Raw genomic sequence first — 15949 nt, forward strand, 5'->3', positions numbered from 1 at the left:
GTTCACCCCAGCGTAAACGGCGCGCGGCGCGGAAATATTGCTTACTCGCTTGTTATCTTTCGACACGATATTTGCCACGTAATGACACTTTACTTCCTGCTTTCCTCTTGTTGTTCTGCTATTCCAAATAAAACCGTCATAATCAAGGGGAATGCACTGGACATGACTAGGTTTTCAGGCTTCTCGCATGTAGAATGCTGCGATTCAGGTGGAATAATATCGCTGCTGTTTTCACCTATGCGCATGCCCATCGGCAAGAATTTCAGGAATATCAAGGTAGAAAAATTTTTATAATGAAGCATATACGAAATTTCTCCATTATTGCCCATATCGACCACGGTAAATCAACGTTATCTGACCGTATTATCCAGATTTGCGGCGGTTTAACCGAGCGTGAAATGGCGGCGCAGGTTCTGGATTCCATGGATCTGGAACGTGAACGCGGAATAACGATTAAAGCGCAAAGCGTCACGCTGGATTATAAAGCGCAGGACGGCCAAACCTACCAGTTAAACTTCATTGATACGCCTGGACACGTTGACTTCTCTTATGAAGTTTCCCGCTCGCTCGCCGCCTGCGAAGGCGCGCTGCTTGTCGTTGACGCGGGGCAGGGTGTTGAAGCGCAAACGTTGGCTAACTGCTATACCGCGCTGGATATGAATCTGGAAGTGGTGCCGGTTCTGAATAAGATCGACCTACCTGCTGCCGATCCAGATCGCGTTGCTCAGGAAATTGAAGACATCGTCGGCATTGATGCCACCGACGCTGTGCGCTGCTCTGCAAAAACGGGGATTGGCGTGCCGGATGTTCTGGATCGTCTGGTGCGTGATATTCCTCCGCCGGAAGGCAGCCCTGATGAACCGCTGCAGGCGCTGATTATCGACTCCTGGTTTGATAACTACCTTGGCGTTGTGTCGCTGGTACGTATCAAAAACGGTACGATGCGCAAAGGCGACAAAATTAAGGTGATGAGCACGGGTCAGGTTTATAACGCCGACCGTCTCGGTATTTTTACGCCGAAGCAAATCGACCGTGATGTATTGAACTGCGGCGAAGTAGGCTGGTTGGTGTGCGCCATCAAAGATATTTTGGGTGCCCCAGTAGGGGATACACTGACTCTGGCGCGTCAACCGGCTGAAAAAGCGTTGCCGGGCTTCAAGAAAGTCAAACCGCAGGTCTACGCTGGCCTGTTCCCGATTAGCTCTGACGACTATGAAGCCTTCCGTGATGCGTTAGGCAAGTTGAGCCTCAATGATGCCTCTCTGTTCTATGAGCCAGAAAGCTCTACCGCGCTGGGCTTTGGTTTCCGCTGTGGCTTCCTGGGTCTGCTCCACATGGAGATCATTCAGGAACGTCTGGAGCGTGAGTACGATCTGGAACTGATCACTACGGCACCGACGGTAGTGTATGAAGTAGAAACGACGGCTAAAGAAACCATTTATGTTGATAGCCCGTCTAAACTGCCACCGCTGAACAATATTCAGGAACTGCGCGAACCGATTGCCGAGTGTCACATGCTGATGCCTCAGGAATATTTGGGTAACGTGATTACGCTTTGTATTGAGAAGCGTGGCGTGCAGACGAATATGGTGTACCACGGTAATCAGGTTGCGTTGACGTATGAGATCCCGATGGCCGAAGTGGTACTCGATTTCTTCGATCGCCTGAAATCAACGTCTCGTGGTTATGCCTCGCTGGATTATGGCTTCAAGCGTTTCCAGGCATCAGACATGGTGCGCGTTGATGTATTAATCAACAACGAGCGTGTCGATGCATTAGCCCTGATTACTCACCGTGATAATTCACAATACCGTGGCCGTGAATTTGTCGAAAAGATGAAAGAATTGATTCCGCGTCAGCAGTTTGATATCGCGATTCAGGCCGCCATTGGTAACCACATTATTGCGCGCTCTACGGTTAAGCAATTGCGTAAAAACGTACTGGCCAAGTGTTATGGTGGCGACGTCAGCCGTAAGAAGAAACTGTTGCAGAAACAGAAAGACGGTAAGAAGCGTATGAAGCAGGTCGGTAACGTCGAACTGCCGCAAGAAGCGTTTCTGGCAATTCTGCACGTCGGCAAAGACAGTAAATAAATTCTGAGGAGTTGGCATGGCCAATATGTTTGCCGTAATTTTGGCATTGGTGACGCTGGTCACGGGGATTGTCTGGTGTTTAGAACGTTTCGTCTGGGCACCCGCTCGCCGGAAGAAATTTGCTGCGATGAGCGGCGCCGATCTGGCTGATGGTGCCGTTTCATCGAAAGCCGTTGAGCAACCCGGCTGGATTGAAACAATCGCATCCGTCTTCCCAGTAGTGGCTTTGGTATTGGTTGTGCGCTCCTTCATTTATGAGCCGTTTCAAATTCCATCGGGTTCGATGATGCCGACGCTGTTGATCGGTGATTTTATTCTGGTGGAGAAATTTGCCTATGGCATTAAAGAACCCTTCACGCAAAAAACGCTGATCGAAACCGGTCATCCGAAGCGTGGCGACGTGGTGGTATTTAAATATCCGTCCGATCCTAAAGTGGACTTCATCAAACGCGTGGTTGGCGTACCGGGCGATCGCGTGAGCTATAACCCGATAACCAAGCAGGTGACGATTCGTCCATCCTGTCAGGGGCAGCAGGCGTGCGATACCGCACTGGCCGTCACATACAGTAACGTACAGCCTAGCGATTTTGTTCAGACCTTCAATCAGCCTGGACTAGAGTCGCGCAGCGGTTTTTATGAGGTGCCTGTCAATGACAATAGCGTGGAAGGGGCCCGCATGAGCGCGCGCAAAGAATCATTAGGCAATGTGACGCACAATATTCTGTTGGTGCCGGGTCAGCATGATCAACTCGGTGGTTATTACCAGCAATCGCAGCAGCAGCTTGCGACATGGGTTGTCCCTGCCGGACACTACTTCATGATGGGTGATAACCGTGACAACAGTCTGGATAGTCGCTATTGGGGTTTTGTGCCAGAGAGAAATCTGGTCGGTAAAGCCACCGCTATCTGGATGAGTTTTGAGAAGCAGGAAGGTGAATGGCCTACCGGCGTACGTTTGAGTCGCATCGGTGGCATTCATTAACCAAAAATAAGCATTAATTAAAAGTAAGCATTAACCGAAATAAGATACAGGCAGCATTCTGATGCTGTCCGTTGTAGAATATTTTCAGTAACGCTCTTTTTGAAAGAACATGCCCTAAGTAGTGCGAGTTGCAGGACAACACGTTAGCGTTTTAACCACGCTAACACAGGCAACGCGAAGTATGACGGGCAGAAAGGCAGGCTCCCTTAGGGGAGCCAATGCAAACGAAACAGTTTTGACCGAATTAGTAAGCAGGGCTGTTCCGTATGCTGCTGTTTTTGACGCATCGTTGATCTATTGGTAACACATGAATCCCATCCTGATAAATCGTTTACAAAGAAAGCTGGGCTATACTTTTCAGCAGTACGATCTTTTGTTACAGGCGTTGACGCACCGTAGCGCTAGCAGCAAACATAATGAAAGACTCGAATTCCTGGGTGATTCCATCCTGAGTTTTGTGATCGCTAATGCGCTGTATCATCGTTTTCCCAAGGTTGATGAAGGGGACATGAGTCGGATGCGAGCGACGCTGGTGCGAGGAAATACGCTGGCGGAAATCGCGCGCGAATTTGAACTGGGAGAGTGCTTACGCCTCGGTCCCGGTGAATTAAAAAGTGGTGGTTTCCGTCGAGAATCGATCCTAGCTGATACGGTCGAAGCGCTGATTGGCGGTATTTTCCTCGACAGCGATATTCAGACTATCGAACGTTTGATCCTGAACTGGTATCAGACGCGTCTGGATGAAATCAGTCCCGGCGATAAGCAAAAAGATCCGAAAACGCGGTTGCAGGAATTTCTGCAAGGGCGTCACTTACCTCTGCCAACGTATTTGGTGGTGCAGGTTCGTGGGGAGGCACACGATCAGGAATTTACTATCCACTGTCAGGTGAGCGGCTTTAGTGAGTCGGTCATTGGTACAGGATCGAGCCGTCGTAAAGCCGAACAGGCTGCGGCTGAACAAGCGTTGAAAAAACTGGAGCTTGAATGAGCGAAGTACAGACACACTGCGGTTTTGTCGCGATTGTTGGTCGACCAAACGTCGGTAAATCGACGTTACTGAATCAATTACTGGGGCAGAAGATTTCTATTACGTCACGTAAGCCCCAGACGACGCGGCACCGTATCATGGGGATTCACACGGAAGGGCCTTATCAGGCTATTTATGTGGATACGCCGGGATTGCATATTGAAGAAAAACGGGCGATTAACCGCCTGATGAACCGTGCTGCCAGCAGCTCAATTGGTGACGTTGAGCTGATCATTTTCGTTGTTGAAGGGACACACTGGAACGACGACGATGATATGGTATTGAATAAGCTGCGCGATCAGAAACTCCCAGTGTTATTGGCGATCAATAAAGTCGATAACGTCACGGATAAAACTAAGCTGCTGCCGCATATCCAGTTCCTCAGCCAACAAATGGACTTTCTTGATGTCGTTCCAATCTCGGCTGAGAAGGGCACGAATGTCGATACGATTGCCAGCATTGTGCGTAAACACTTACCGCAGGCAACGCACCACTTCCCGGAAGATTACATCACCGATCGCTCACAGCGCTTTATGGCGTCGGAAATTATCCGTGAAAAGCTGATGCGCTTCCTAGGTGAAGAATTGCCGTATTCTGTGACGGTTGAAATCGAGCGTTTCGTGACGAACGAGCGCGGCGGTTATGACATCAACGGCCTGATTCTGGTTGAGCGTGAAGGCCAGAAGAAGATGGTCATTGGTAACAAAGGTGCCAAAATTAAAACGATTGGTATCGAATCTCGTCAGGATATGGAAGAGATGTTCGAGGCCAAAGTGCACCTTGAGCTGTGGGTTAAAGTGAAATCCGGTTGGGCAGATGACGAACGTGCCCTGCGCAGCTTGGGTTATAGCGAAGACTTGTAAGGTTCACGCCGATGGAAGGCTGGCAGCGCGCATTTGTCTTGCATGGGCGACCTTATAGTGAAACCAGCTTATTGCTGGATCTGTTTAGTGAAAGTGATGGTCGAGTTCGTGTGCTTGCCAAAGGCGCGCGAGCCCGACGCTCTAGCCTGAAGGGCTGTTTACAGCCTTTCACTCCGCTGCTGGTGCGCTGGGGTGGCCGAGGAGAAGTGAAAACATTACGCAGCGCCGAGCCTGTCTCCCTCGCGCTACCACTGACTGGCTCGATGCTCTATAGCGGTTTATACGTTAATGAACTGCTGTCCCGTGTGCTGGAACATGAAACCAATTACTCCGCTCTTTTCTTCGATTATCTCCACTGTTTACAACATCTTGCTGCACAGGATGCCTCGCCCGAGCCAGCATTAAGACGCTTTGAATTAGCGTTATTGGGCTATCTGGGATACGGCGTTGATTTCCTGCATTGTGCTGGTAGCGGCGAACCCGTGGCCGATACCATGACTTATCAGTATCGAGAGGAAAGGGGGTTTATTGCCAGCCTAGTGGTCGATAATAAAAGCTTTACTGGGTATGAGTTACGCTCGCTAGCGTCGCGTGAATTTCCAGATGTCGGCACATTGAAGGCGGCAAAGCGTTTCACTCGTATCGCGTTAAAGCCGTATCTGGGGGGAAAACCGCTGAAAAGTCGTGAATTGTTCCGCCAGTTCATTCCTGCTGCTAATTTGTCCAAACCCACATCTTCTGATAAATAATCCCGTCACCTCAGTACCCTGACGCTGTGACATCGGTGTAAACTGCCACGTATCGTGCATGACATTACCGAGGATTTATCATGGCTGAACTGCTGCTTGGCGTTAACATCGATCACATTGCAACGCTGCGTAATGCGCGTGGAACGGCGTATCCCGATCCCGTTCAGGCGGCTTTTGTCGCTGAGCAGGCGGGGGCGGATGGTATCACCGTGCATTTGCGTGAAGATCGTCGCCATATCACGGATCGTGATGTGCGGATCCTGAGAGAAACGCTCCAAACCCGCATGAATCTGGAAATGGCTGTCACGGAAGAAATGCTGAACATCGCCTGTGAGGTGAAGCCGCATTTCTGCTGTCTGGTACCGGAAAAACGTCAGGAAGTGACCACCGAAGGCGGGCTGGATGTCGCGGGGCAGCAGGATAAAATCGATAACGCAGTAGCCAGACTTAGTCAAGTTAACATCTTGGTTTCACTCTTCATTGATGCGGATAAGCGACAAATCGATGCCGCCGTGGCCAGCGGTGCACCCTATATCGAGATCCATACTGGGGCGTATGCCGATGCGCCAGATGACGAAGCACGCCAACATGAGTTCGAGCGCATTCGTGATGCGGCGTCTTATGCGGCGGCGAAGGGGCTTAAAGTTAATGCCGGCCACGGTCTGACGTACCATAACGTTCTGCCGATTGCTGCCTTGCCAGAAATGCATGAATTGAATATTGGGCATGCGATTATCGGGCGTGCAGTGATGTCCGGTCTGAAGGATGCTGTTGCCGAAATGAAGAGTCTGATGCGAGAAGCACGCCGCTGATGGCAATTCTTGGGCTCGGAACGGATATTGTCGAAATTGCTCGTATTGACGCGGTGATTGAACGTTCAGGCGAGCGACTGGCTCGCCGCATTCTGACGGATGCTGAATGGGCGCATTATCAGCGGCATCAGCAGCCTGTTCGTTTCCTCGCCAAGCGCTTTGCCGTGAAAGAGGCGGCAGCAAAAGCCTTTGGTACCGGAATCCGTAACGGGCTCGCGTTCAACCAGTTTGAGGTTTTTAATGACGAACTGGGTAAACCCTGTCTGCGGTTTTTTGCTAAAGCAGCGGAGCTGGCTGAACAGATGGGCGTCAGACACGTCCATGTGACGCTGGCGGATGAAAGACGCTATGCCTGTGCGACGGTGATTATCGAAAGCTGATCGTCCGTAAACGGTTGTTTAAATCCTGTCGGCATGGTGGATGAGAACGTATTTTTCCCACAGTTGCTCATTGCCTTCAACATGGTTTGGATCTTTGATGATCGTGTTGTCGATCGGACAGACTTTCTGACACGTAGGGGTGTCGTAGTGGCCAACACACTCGGTACAGAGGGTGGTGTCAATTTCATAAATGTCCACGCCCATGGAAATAGCCTGATTAGGACACTCGGGCTCACACATGTCACAGTTGATGCATTTATGGGTGATGAGTAACGCCATGATGTTCTTCTACCTTACAAACAGGGCGCAGATTATACCCGCTGATGCTTGTTTAAACACGCGTAACTGTCATTGGTGGAGAATATACTGTCAAATCGGTTTCTCCTGTCTTCAATGTGCCTCTCTTCCGAGACCGTTTACTGCGGGTTTTGCATGTTTTCGAAGGCCTTCAGCATGCAATTTATTGACAGTATAAATAGTGAGGTTACAGGGTAAAATTACCATCTGTTCGTTAAATTGGTTTTATACCTATCCTTTAAACTGTATAAATCAGCCAGTGCGACTGTGTTTCTTGGGTTTTAATTTATTGATTTACAATTTAAATAAATTTAGTTGTGATATTGAACCACTTATTTTTGTAATATCATGGACAGTGATTTAATCGGTATTGCTGATTAAGTTTGCATCTGGAGAGTCGATGATGGTGCATGTCCGTATGATATAATTTTATGACTAATAGTGTCAGTTTAATGGCGGAACTCATAGTGCAGCAGGAAGGTCATCTTAATCAGGTTGGGGCAGGATTTTTCCAACAGGGAGACACAGAGCCATTAGGCGCTGATTACTGGCATCAATGCCAACGGCGGTATACTTTTCAGCCCATTTACCGAACATCAGGTAAATTAATGGCTATTGAGTTACTGACTTCCGTTTTTTCTCCTACCCTGCCGCAAAAGTTCATCTCTCCTGAAAAATACTTCGCGAATATCGATGTTGAAACTCGCCTGTTAATTATTGTAGAACAACTGCAACTTTTATCTCAGTGGAGTTTTCGATTTACTCGCGACGAGCTTTTTGCCTCTGTCAATATTGATGGTATGACGCTACTGGCGTTGCAGAATAGTCTGGAAGCCAAACGTTTGATCGCGGCAATGCCCTGGATTCGTTTTGAAATAGTCGAAAATCAGGGAGGGCTGCCAAAAGAAATCTTAACCAAGCTCCCTGAAGCGCAAACACTGTGGCTGGATGATTTCGGCTGCGGCATGGCGAATTTTTCATCACTCATGCTGGCCCAGTATGATTGCATCAAAGTAGCACGTGAGCTCTTCATTCTTCTGCAACAAAGTGGTGAAGGGAAAACCGTTTTCCCTGTGCTGATCGCTTTGCTATCGCGTTTTTGCAATTATGTCGTCATTGAAGGAATCGAAACAAAGGAAGAGTGGGCGATTGTTCAGGCATCACATGCTCATGCTGCCCAAGGATACTACCTCTCTCGCCCTCAGCCGTTTGAGTATTTTGAAACGTTGAAACTTGAACTTTAGGTGATAACCTGTTGTTTTGGCTATCACTTTTTACATTAGAGTACCGCTGTATGCCCATCCATGTTTCTTCTTCATGTTAACTCATTATATTTCCTAACATTTCATTGTTGTACAAATTTTATCCTATCTAACAGGTTTCCTTTCTCTTGTTGTTTCCAAGTAATAATGCTGAATTTTGTTTTATTTTTGTTATTTAATTCTTGTTTTACTTGTTATGACGGTGTTTAATTTCGATAAAGTAACGGGGAGGAACACTGCGAATTTTGCATCAAATTATGACATATATAATCAGACACTTGCGTTAATGATTTTATTTTTTCTTTTAATTATTTGATTTTTAATGGTAAAAAAATATAATGTTTACTGTTAACGATCAAAAATCACTTTGTGATAGATTTTGTTGATTAAAACAATGATACTTATTGGTATAATTGATTTGCTTACAAAAATTTGATGTTCAAAATATATCGCCATGTACCCTTAGGATTATTCTTTTATTCCATTAGAGAAGCTTATAACCCGAACAATTACGACTATTAAATTAAGATACTCTTTTGAATTTGTTGTTTTTTATCTGCGCACAGTCATATGCGAGGGCTTTATGCTTACGTTGCTATGTTTCTAAACACTCCTGCTTCATGGAGCGTTTTTTCTTTCATCCTTTCTGCTCTCCGGAAATGCACTCATCCTGAAAATCTATGGGGTGGGGGCTTGTTACCGGGATTTTTCGTCATCAGCGTTGTGATTTGTACGATCAGGACCACTCGGGCCTGAGGAGAGTGTCATTGTGTATGAAATTATAATAACCCTACTTTTACTGTTGTTATTGTTTTCTTCTGTAAAAAATAGAAAAATCAAACAAAATTTTAAAACTGATCAGAAAAAGCAAGATTTCCTTAACATGGCTTTTTTTGCGATGGAATATAGCCCTGCCTCAATTATGATTGCAGATGAAAATTGTGAAATTATTTACGTCAATCGTCAGTTTATTACCATGTCTGGCTATATGCCCGATGAAGTTATTGGCAAAAAAACGAATATATTAAACTCTGGCATGACCAACGCTAGTGTCTATGAAGATCTGTGGGCTACCATAAATAAAGGTAATATTTGGAGCGGTGAATTCGTTAACCGACGTAAAGATGGGCAGTTGTATTGGGAAAAGGCCAATATTGCTAAAATATATAATAAGGCGAGTAACACGACCCAATACGTCGGCATTAAGTTAGATATTACAGAGCGGAAATCGCAGGAACATCATGATAATTCATACAATCGTGCGCTGGATTTGTTATCAAGCGGCGCGCCGCTGAAGGATATTCTGGATGCGATCATTTTCAGTGTGGAAGAAAAAAACCCAGGTCGTATCGTTTGTTCTGTACTGCTCGTTGATAAAGAAAAGAAATGTTTGACGCTTGGATCTGCACCGAGCCTGCCAGGCTTTTATAAAAATGCCATTCACAACGTTAAAATTGCCGATGGCGTGGCTTCTTTTGGGACCGCAGCCTATACCGGAAAACGTGTGATTGCTGACGATATTTCCGTGCATCCACATTGGTCTTTATATAAAGGGCTCGCATTATATGCCGGGCTGCGTTCCTGTTGGTCTGAACCTATCATTGGTCAGAACAAAGAAATATTAGGGGTTTTAAGCGTTTATCATCGTAAAGTGTATGTCCCGACTGAAGAGGAAATTTTCTCTATCGAGAAGTCGGCGCAGCTGATTGCGATCGCTATAGAGCGATATCATGCCATTGATATGCTGCGGCGCAGCGAGGAACACTATCGGCAACTGGCGCACTATGATTCATTAACGTCATTGGCTAATGGTCTGACGTTTGCCGAGCAAATGGAACAGGCGATTCTGTTATCGAAACAAACGGGTAGAAAAATCGCGCTGATGTTCCTGGATCTCGATAAATTTAAACAGATAAACGACTCTTTTGGGCATGCTGTTGGCGATTTGCTATTAAAAGAGGCGGCGGCGCGTATGCGTGGTGCGGTACGCGATTCTGATACGGTATATCGCCGTAGCGGCGATGAATTTATTATTCTGCTTCAGGGTATTAAGGAAATTGACAATACCCTTTATGTTGCAGATAAAATCCATAACGCACTGAACAAGCCTTTTGAGATCGATGGGAAAACGCTGGATATATCATGCAGTATCGGTATTGCGCTGTATCCAGAGCATGGTACCGATTCTTTGACGCTGGCAATTAATGCTGATTCCGCCATGTACCAGGCTAAGGCCATGGGGCGCAGTCAGACTCAGATTTATCACAGCATGAACGATCATTGATAAATGAAATAAAAAAGGCGCTCTGTCGAGTGCCTTTTTTATTATCTTTCTCGTAGTGCTTCTGCTTTTGCCCGAATAATCGGCTTTAACAAATAGCTGAGGATAGTTTTCTTGCCGGTGATTATATCAACAGAAGCCACCATGCCTGGAATGATAAGAAGCGGCTTATCGGCTGAACCCAAATAATTCTTATCAGTTCGTAAGCGAATAATATAAAAGCTGTTCCCTTCTTTATCAGTGACGGTGTCTGGGCTGATTTGTTCCAACTGACCTTTTAAACCTCCATAGATGGTGTAGTCATAGGCGGTCAATTTTATGATGGCATCCTGACCTGGGTGTAAAAAGGCAATATCCTGAGGGCGAATTTTCGCTTCGACCAACAGCTTGTCATCCAGTGGAACAATTTCTACCAGATCGCTACCCGGTTGAATCACTCCCCCGATGGTATTCACCAGAACTTGCTGTACGATACCGCGAACAGGGGAGACGACCAGCGTTCGGTTTACCCGATCTTCGAGAGCTTTACCCGTTGCTGCAATTTTGTTCAGGCTGGTTTGTGCTTCACTAAGTTGAGATAACGCCTCGCTTTTATAGCGACTACGCGTTTCCTCTATTTTATTTTCGCCCTCTTTAATCGCAGACTCCGCCCGTGGAATGGAGAGCTTGATGGAATCAAGCTGGCCACGAGTTTCAACCTCAGCACGGCGCAGGCGTAAAACTTCTACTTTAGAAATGGCGCCTTCCGCGATCAGCGGTTCCGACATTTTAATTTCTTGCTGGAGCAGGCTTAGGCTATTGCGGAACTGAATTTCCTTGGCTGAGAAATCCCGCAATTCCTGCTGGCGCTGGATCAACTGCTCTTCCAGACCAGATATCTCATTATGCAGTTGCTGGCGACGGCTGTTATAAAGCTCTTTTTCTCCTGCCGCGATTTTAGGCGCTTGTGTCGTGATTTCTGCGGAAAGCACGAGCTCTTGACCGTTGATTTCAGCGTTCAGACGTTCAATTCGCGACAGCAGCGCAAGTCGATCGGCCTCGGTTTCACCGACGTTGGAGGCAAAGCGGGTATCATCAAGGCGCAGCAAAGGATCGCCTGCATTGACAACTTGTCCCTCACGAATGAACACTTCCGTGATAATGCCGCCTTCCAGATTTTGGATTTTTTGCAGCCGAGAAGATGGGATCGCTTTCCCATCACCTCGGGTGACTTCATCAATATTTGCGAGCCCAGCCCACAGGATGAAAAACAGGAAAAAAGCACCGATAGCCCACAGCGTGAAGCGAATCGATCGCGGCGAATCCTCGGTCATTGCTCGGCTCACTTCAGGCATCGTTTGCAGGCTCTCTTCATCTCTGCCGACAAAATACTGTTTGATTCGTCTGATATATTTACCGAGACGCATTGATCTGCCCCTTCTTCAACGCATCCATCACGATTGCTTTCGGCCCATCGGCAATAATTTTACCTCTGTCGACAATCACTAAACGATCGACCAGCGCTAGCATGGAAACCCGATGGGTCACCAGCAAGAGCGTTTTCTCTGCAATCACGGGGGCCAGAGCTTGTTTTAACCGATCTTCGCTGGTGTTATCCATCGAACTGGTGGGTTCATCCAACACCAGAATCGGCGGATCGAGCAGCAGCGCTCTGGCTATCGCGACAGCCTGACGCTGCCCGCCAGAGAGTTGTTGACCACGTTCACCAACCTGAAGGTTATAGCCATCAGGGTGCAGACGAGCAAACTCATTCACCCCTGAAATTTCTGCGGCTCGCAGCATGGCTTCGTCTTCGACATAGCGTGCGCCGCTAATCAGGTTATTGCGCAGTGATCCACTAAATAGCTGAATATCCTGAGGAACATAGCCGATATTGTGGCGTAAATCGCTGACATCCAACTGACGAGCATCGACGCCGTCGATCAGAATATTACCTGTATTAGGCTGATAGAGGTTTACGATCAGTTTTTGCAGCGAGCTTTTTCCCGAGCCGCTACGGCCGATGACGCCCACTTTTTCACCGGGCGCGATGGTCAGGCTGATGCCTTGCAGCGAACTGGTTTTTTGTTCTGGGTAATTGAACGTCACATCGCGAAATTCGATACCGCCCCGGATGCTCTCGCGTTTCAGCGGGCGTTCGTTATCGCTACGCTCCTGCGGTAATTGCATCATCTGCTCGGTGGTTTGCATCGTCAAACGCGCCTGCTGGTAACGGCTGACCAAGCCAGACAATTGGCCCAACGGCATGAGCGCTCTGCCGTTCAGCATGTAACAGGCAATCAATCCACCCATACTGAGTTTGCCGTTAATCAGCATATAGACGCCGACGACAATCATGGCAACGCCAGCAAATTGCTGGAACCACTGCGTCAGGTTTACCGCCAGTGAAGACAATGCCTTGGCCCGCATTTCCAGCTTGCTCAGGCTGCCAATAGTCTGTTCCCACTGGTGCTGCCGTTCACTTTCCGCATTATTGACCTTGATCGCGTCTAGGCAGCTCAAGGTTTCGATCAGCGTAGCCTGCCGTTCACTGGCAAGGTGCATCGTTTTTTCAATGGTGGCGGATAGCGGTTTTTGCATTGCCCAGCTCGCCAGCAAGGCAATAGGGTAGGCGAGTATGGAAACCCAGACCAGCGGGCCGCCGATGATGCCGATAACCAGCAGCAGAAGCAGCGTAAAAGGAAAATCGATCAACGTCGTCAGCGTCAGTGAGGAAAGAAAATCTCTTAGTGATTGAAATTCGTGAATATTTTGTGCAAAGCTACCGATTCGTGGCGGTCTGGCCTTCATCGACATGCCCGTGATTCGTTCAAATAACGTGGCAGAAATAATCAGGTCGGTTTTTTTGCCCGCCATATCGAGGCAAATGCCACGCAGCGTTTTGAGTATCAAATCGAAAATAAATGCGCCGGTCACGCCGATAGCCAGCACCCACAGTGTCGCCGTTGCCTGATTGGGCACAACTCGGTCATAGACATTCATCACGAACAGCGGCGTGGCAAGCGCGATAATGTTCACTAGCAAACTGGCGAGGACCGCATCGAGATAGAGCGAGCGTGAAAGCTTCAGCGTATCTTTGAACCAGGATTTGGTTCGGGGGATCAGCGACGGATTTTGCAAATCGAACTGATGACGAGGCTGGGCAAACATCACTAAACCGAGGTAATTCTGTTGCAGCGTATTGTGCTCAACGGAAATTTCTCCGCCTTCTGTTTCACTGGGCATCAGACGTGCGCTGCCGTTAGCGTTCCAGCCCAACAGAATCGCCGCGCGTCCTTCCCGTAACAGCAGCATCGCTGGGAGCGACATGTCGGAAATTTTATTCAGAGAACGTTTGAGAACACGCCCTTGCAGCCCCGCGCGTGCAGCGGCTCTTGGGAGCAATTTTACTGATAACCGTTGGTTGGCTAAGGGGAGCCCCGCGGTGAGTGTGGTACGACTGACGGATTTCCCCTGCAAGGTGCAGAGGATCAGCAAGCTATCCAATAAGGGATCGTCATGACGGCTGCGAGGGTCACTATTTTCATGAATGATGGGTTCATGACCCACCGGCTCTTGGACGATAGACTCCCCGGTAGCTGATTTATCAGAACCATTTGTCTCTTGTACTGAATGCAACTTCATTTAACTAAACGTTCCCTTACGCAACGCAATTCCCCGCATATAAAGCATAATTTATCGCCGTCTGACCAATGAAATATATTAATTAAGGCTCGGCAACTCTGCTTGGGTGGTGACGTTGGTCAGGCTGGTACCCGCATCAGGCGCTGGGATCGCCAAACGGTTTAATAGCTCTCCCATACGGGATGCGATCCGATATTCAGTATAGAGGGAGGTGAAGCGAACCTCGACCAGACGGCGCTGTGCGGTGAACAGCTCGTTTTCACTGTCCAGAAGGTCCAATAATGTCCTTTCTCCCAGACCAAATTGCTTCTGATAGGCGGTTCGTACTTTCATACTGCGGTCGGCATATTCGGCGGCAATCGGCAGTTGCTGACGCGAGTTATTTAACGCTGACCAGGCTAACTTGAGTTCTTCGCTCAGCAGGCGTAGGGCATTATTTCGAACATCCTGTGCTTCTTTTACCTGATAGGCTTTTGATTCCATGTTGGCTTTACTGCTACCGCCTTCATACAGGTTGTAGCGCATGCGCAGCATCGCCTGCCACTCATTATTTTGACCACGTGTTCCGCCAACGTTGTTATCCATCGTGCGAGAGAGCTCAACGTTGAGGCGTGGGTAAAACGTTGATTTTGAAGTCTCATATTGCTGCTGAGTGGCTTCAATATCTGACTCCGCGGATTTCAGCGCTGGGTTGTTAGCCAGCATGATGCGCAGTGTTTCTTCCAGCGAGGCGGGGAGTTTTATCGCAGACGCATCGGGCATCACCAAATTCTCTGGCACCTTACCCACAATGCTCATGTAGTTGATTTTGGCATCATCAAGATTGGTTTTTTCTGTCAGCACGTTGTTACGAGCCTGTGCAAGACGTGCTTCGGCCTGATCCAAATCGGCCAATCGCCCAACGCCTTGTTCGCTACGCAGCCTGATTTGATCGTAAATGCGCTCATGGCTTGCAAGGTTGGCTTCCGCCAGACGGACAAATTCCTGACGTTGCAGCACACTGAGATAGACCTGAACGGTATCTAACGCCGTCGCCTCACTGGTATTTAATACTTTATAGGCGCGTGAGTTGACCGTAGCGCGTTGTCTGCCCACTTCGCTGGAGGTGGCGAAGCCATCAAACACAGTCTGGCTTAGATTGATACTCGATTCCTGGCGGCTGAGCTCAACGCGCTTATTGGTGCTGGCGCGTGTCGAGGGGCTATCAGTCTCTTCGCGGCCAACGCCAGCACTTAGCGTGATGGAGGGGAGATATCCGCCTTTTGCCGCACGCAAATCATGTTCGGCAGAAAAACGGCTATTAATGGCAGCGCTTACTTCAGGATGTGTATAAAGCGTGCTTTTTATTGCTTCCTGAATCGTCTCGGCATGTGTCGTCGCTGTGGAAAAAACGGTAATAAAAGGTAATAAAGCAAAATAATATCTACGCATCATCAGCAGTTTTCCTTCACAAAAAAACTTTATTTGTGATTATTCCTATTAAAGTGTTTGAGTGGTATATAAACGCTTAACGAGTTGATTTTATTTTATTCCTTTTACATCAATGTTTTAAGTGCTGCTTCTGAAAAGGCCTTAATGC

At 47.9% G+C, this 15949-nt stretch carries 14 protein-coding genes; 9 read left to right on the top strand and 5 right to left on the bottom strand.

Annotation, left to right across the window (positions count from 1 at the left end; all coding sequences use genetic code 11):
• Positions 1-89: 89 nt before the first annotated feature.
• Positions 90-302, bottom strand: coding sequence for a hypothetical protein (locus IG609_RS05320; protein ID WP_193397697.1), 213 nt, complete (start codon positions 300-302; stop codon positions 90-92).
• On the opposite strand from IG609_RS05320, the gene lepA reads away from it, so the two are divergent.
• The 7 genes from lepA to acpS all read left to right on the top strand — a co-directional run bounded on the left by lepA (position 294) and on the right by acpS (position 6906).
• Positions 294-2093, top strand: a complete 1800-nt coding sequence (gene lepA / locus IG609_RS05325; RefSeq protein WP_039476015.1) for a translation elongation factor 4 — start codon at positions 294-296, stop codon at positions 2091-2093. The two genes, IG609_RS05320 and lepA, sit on opposite strands and share 9 nt — an antisense overlap.
• Before the next feature lie 16 nt (positions 2094-2109).
• Complete coding sequence (gene lepB, locus IG609_RS05330) at positions 2110-3075, top strand: signal peptidase I (RefSeq protein ID WP_193397696.1); 966 nt, start codon at positions 2110-2112, stop codon at positions 3073-3075.
• Between the two features lie 307 nt (positions 3076-3382).
• The gene (gene rnc, locus IG609_RS05335; protein WP_010302498.1) at positions 3383-4063 is read left to right on the top strand and encodes a ribonuclease III; all 681 of its coding nucleotides are present in this window, start codon (positions 3383-3385) and stop codon (positions 4061-4063) included.
• Entirely contained in the window at positions 4060-4965 is a 906-nt protein-coding gene (gene era / locus IG609_RS05340) for a GTPase Era (protein WP_012822898.1), read from the top strand. Before rnc ends, era begins: the two co-directional genes overlap by 4 nt.
• Positions 4966-4976: 11 nt before the next feature.
• The gene (recO, locus tag IG609_RS05345; protein ID WP_193397695.1) at positions 4977-5714 is read left to right on the top strand and encodes a DNA repair protein RecO; all 738 of its coding nucleotides are present in this window, start codon (positions 4977-4979) and stop codon (positions 5712-5714) included.
• An 80-nt stretch (positions 5715-5794) separates the two neighbouring features.
• Positions 5795-6526, top strand: a complete 732-nt coding sequence (gene pdxJ, locus IG609_RS05350; RefSeq protein ID WP_193397694.1) for a pyridoxine 5'-phosphate synthase — start codon at positions 5795-5797, stop codon at positions 6524-6526.
• Positions 6526-6906 (top strand): holo-ACP synthase, encoded by a 381-nt coding sequence (acpS, locus tag IG609_RS05355; protein WP_193397693.1) that lies wholly within the window; start codon positions 6526-6528, stop codon positions 6904-6906. Before pdxJ ends, acpS begins: the two co-directional genes overlap by 1 nt.
• Positions 6907-6924: 18 nt before the next feature.
• On the opposite strand, the gene IG609_RS05360 is transcribed toward acpS, so the two are convergent.
• Positions 6925-7185 carry a YfhL family 4Fe-4S dicluster ferredoxin gene (locus IG609_RS05360; protein ID WP_102118553.1) on the bottom strand — a complete coding sequence of 87 codons (261 nt, stop codon included), beginning with the start codon at positions 7183-7185 and terminating at the stop codon, positions 6925-6927.
• A 470-nt stretch (positions 7186-7655) separates the two neighbouring features.
• Here IG609_RS05360 and pdeH point away from each other — a divergent pair, with 470 nt between their 5' ends.
• Together pdeH and IG609_RS05370 are read left to right on the top strand one after the other, a co-directional pair.
• Positions 7656-8447, top strand: a complete 792-nt coding sequence (pdeH, locus tag IG609_RS05365) for a cyclic-guanylate-specific phosphodiesterase (protein ID WP_193397737.1) — start codon at positions 7656-7658, stop codon at positions 8445-8447.
• 787 nt (positions 8448-9234) lie between these two features.
• Positions 9235-10749, top strand: a complete 1515-nt coding sequence (locus IG609_RS05370) for a sensor domain-containing protein (RefSeq protein ID WP_116163070.1) — start codon at positions 9235-9237, stop codon at positions 10747-10749.
• A 41-nt stretch (positions 10750-10790) separates the two neighbouring features.
• Here the strand turns inward: IG609_RS05370 and IG609_RS05375 are convergent, their stop codons facing one another.
• The 3 genes from IG609_RS05375 to IG609_RS05385 all read right to left on the bottom strand — a co-directional run bounded on the left by IG609_RS05375 (position 10791) and on the right by IG609_RS05385 (position 15804).
• Positions 10791-12152: an HlyD family type I secretion periplasmic adaptor subunit gene (locus IG609_RS05375; RefSeq protein ID WP_193397692.1), complete on the bottom strand. Its 1362-nt coding sequence runs from the start codon at positions 12150-12152 to the stop codon at positions 10791-10793.
• Entirely contained in the window at positions 12139-14370 is a 2232-nt protein-coding gene (locus IG609_RS05380) for a type I secretion system permease/ATPase (RefSeq protein WP_193397691.1), read from the bottom strand. The genes IG609_RS05375 and IG609_RS05380 overlap by 14 nt, the downstream gene beginning before the upstream one ends.
• 78 nt (positions 14371-14448) lie before the next feature.
• Positions 14449-15804: a TolC family outer membrane protein gene (locus tag IG609_RS05385; RefSeq protein WP_193397690.1), complete on the bottom strand. Its 1356-nt coding sequence runs from the start codon at positions 15802-15804 to the stop codon at positions 14449-14451.
• Positions 15805-15949: the final 145 nt, after the last annotated feature.

This window comes from Pectobacterium quasiaquaticum, assembly GCF_014946775.2.
GTDB classification, from domain to species: domain Bacteria; phylum Pseudomonadota; class Gammaproteobacteria; order Enterobacterales; family Enterobacteriaceae; genus Pectobacterium; species Pectobacterium aquaticum.

Coding starts and splice junctions, on each gene's coding strand:
- IG609_RS05320 (WP_193397697.1), bottom strand. CDS start 302: ATGCTTCATTATAAAAATTTTTCTACCTTGATATTCCTGAAATTCTTG.
- lepB (WP_193397696.1), top strand. CDS start 2,110: ATGGCCAATATGTTTGCCGTAATTTTGGCATTGGTGACGCTGGTCACG.
- IG609_RS05380 (WP_193397691.1), bottom strand. CDS start 14,370: ATGAAGTTGCATTCAGTACAAGAGACAAATGGTTCTGATAAATCAGCT.
- IG609_RS05385 (WP_193397690.1), bottom strand. CDS start 15,804: ATGATGCGTAGATATTATTTTGCTTTATTACCTTTTATTACCGTTTTT.
- rnc (WP_010302498.1), top strand. CDS start 3,383: ATGAATCCCATCCTGATAAATCGTTTACAAAGAAAGCTGGGCTATACT.
- IG609_RS05375 (WP_193397692.1), bottom strand. CDS start 12,152: ATGCGTCTCGGTAAATATATCAGACGAATCAAACAGTATTTTGTCGGC.
- era (WP_012822898.1), top strand. CDS start 4,060: ATGAGCGAAGTACAGACACACTGCGGTTTTGTCGCGATTGTTGGTCGA.
- acpS (WP_193397693.1), top strand. CDS start 6,526: ATGGCAATTCTTGGGCTCGGAACGGATATTGTCGAAATTGCTCGTATT.
- pdeH (WP_193397737.1), top strand. CDS start 7,656: ATGGCGGAACTCATAGTGCAGCAGGAAGGTCATCTTAATCAGGTTGGG.
- recO (WP_193397695.1), top strand. CDS start 4,977: ATGGAAGGCTGGCAGCGCGCATTTGTCTTGCATGGGCGACCTTATAGT.
- IG609_RS05360 (WP_102118553.1), bottom strand. CDS start 7,185: ATGGCGTTACTCATCACCCATAAATGCATCAACTGTGACATGTGTGAG.
- pdxJ (WP_193397694.1), top strand. CDS start 5,795: ATGGCTGAACTGCTGCTTGGCGTTAACATCGATCACATTGCAACGCTG.
- lepA (WP_039476015.1), top strand. CDS start 294: ATGAAGCATATACGAAATTTCTCCATTATTGCCCATATCGACCACGGT.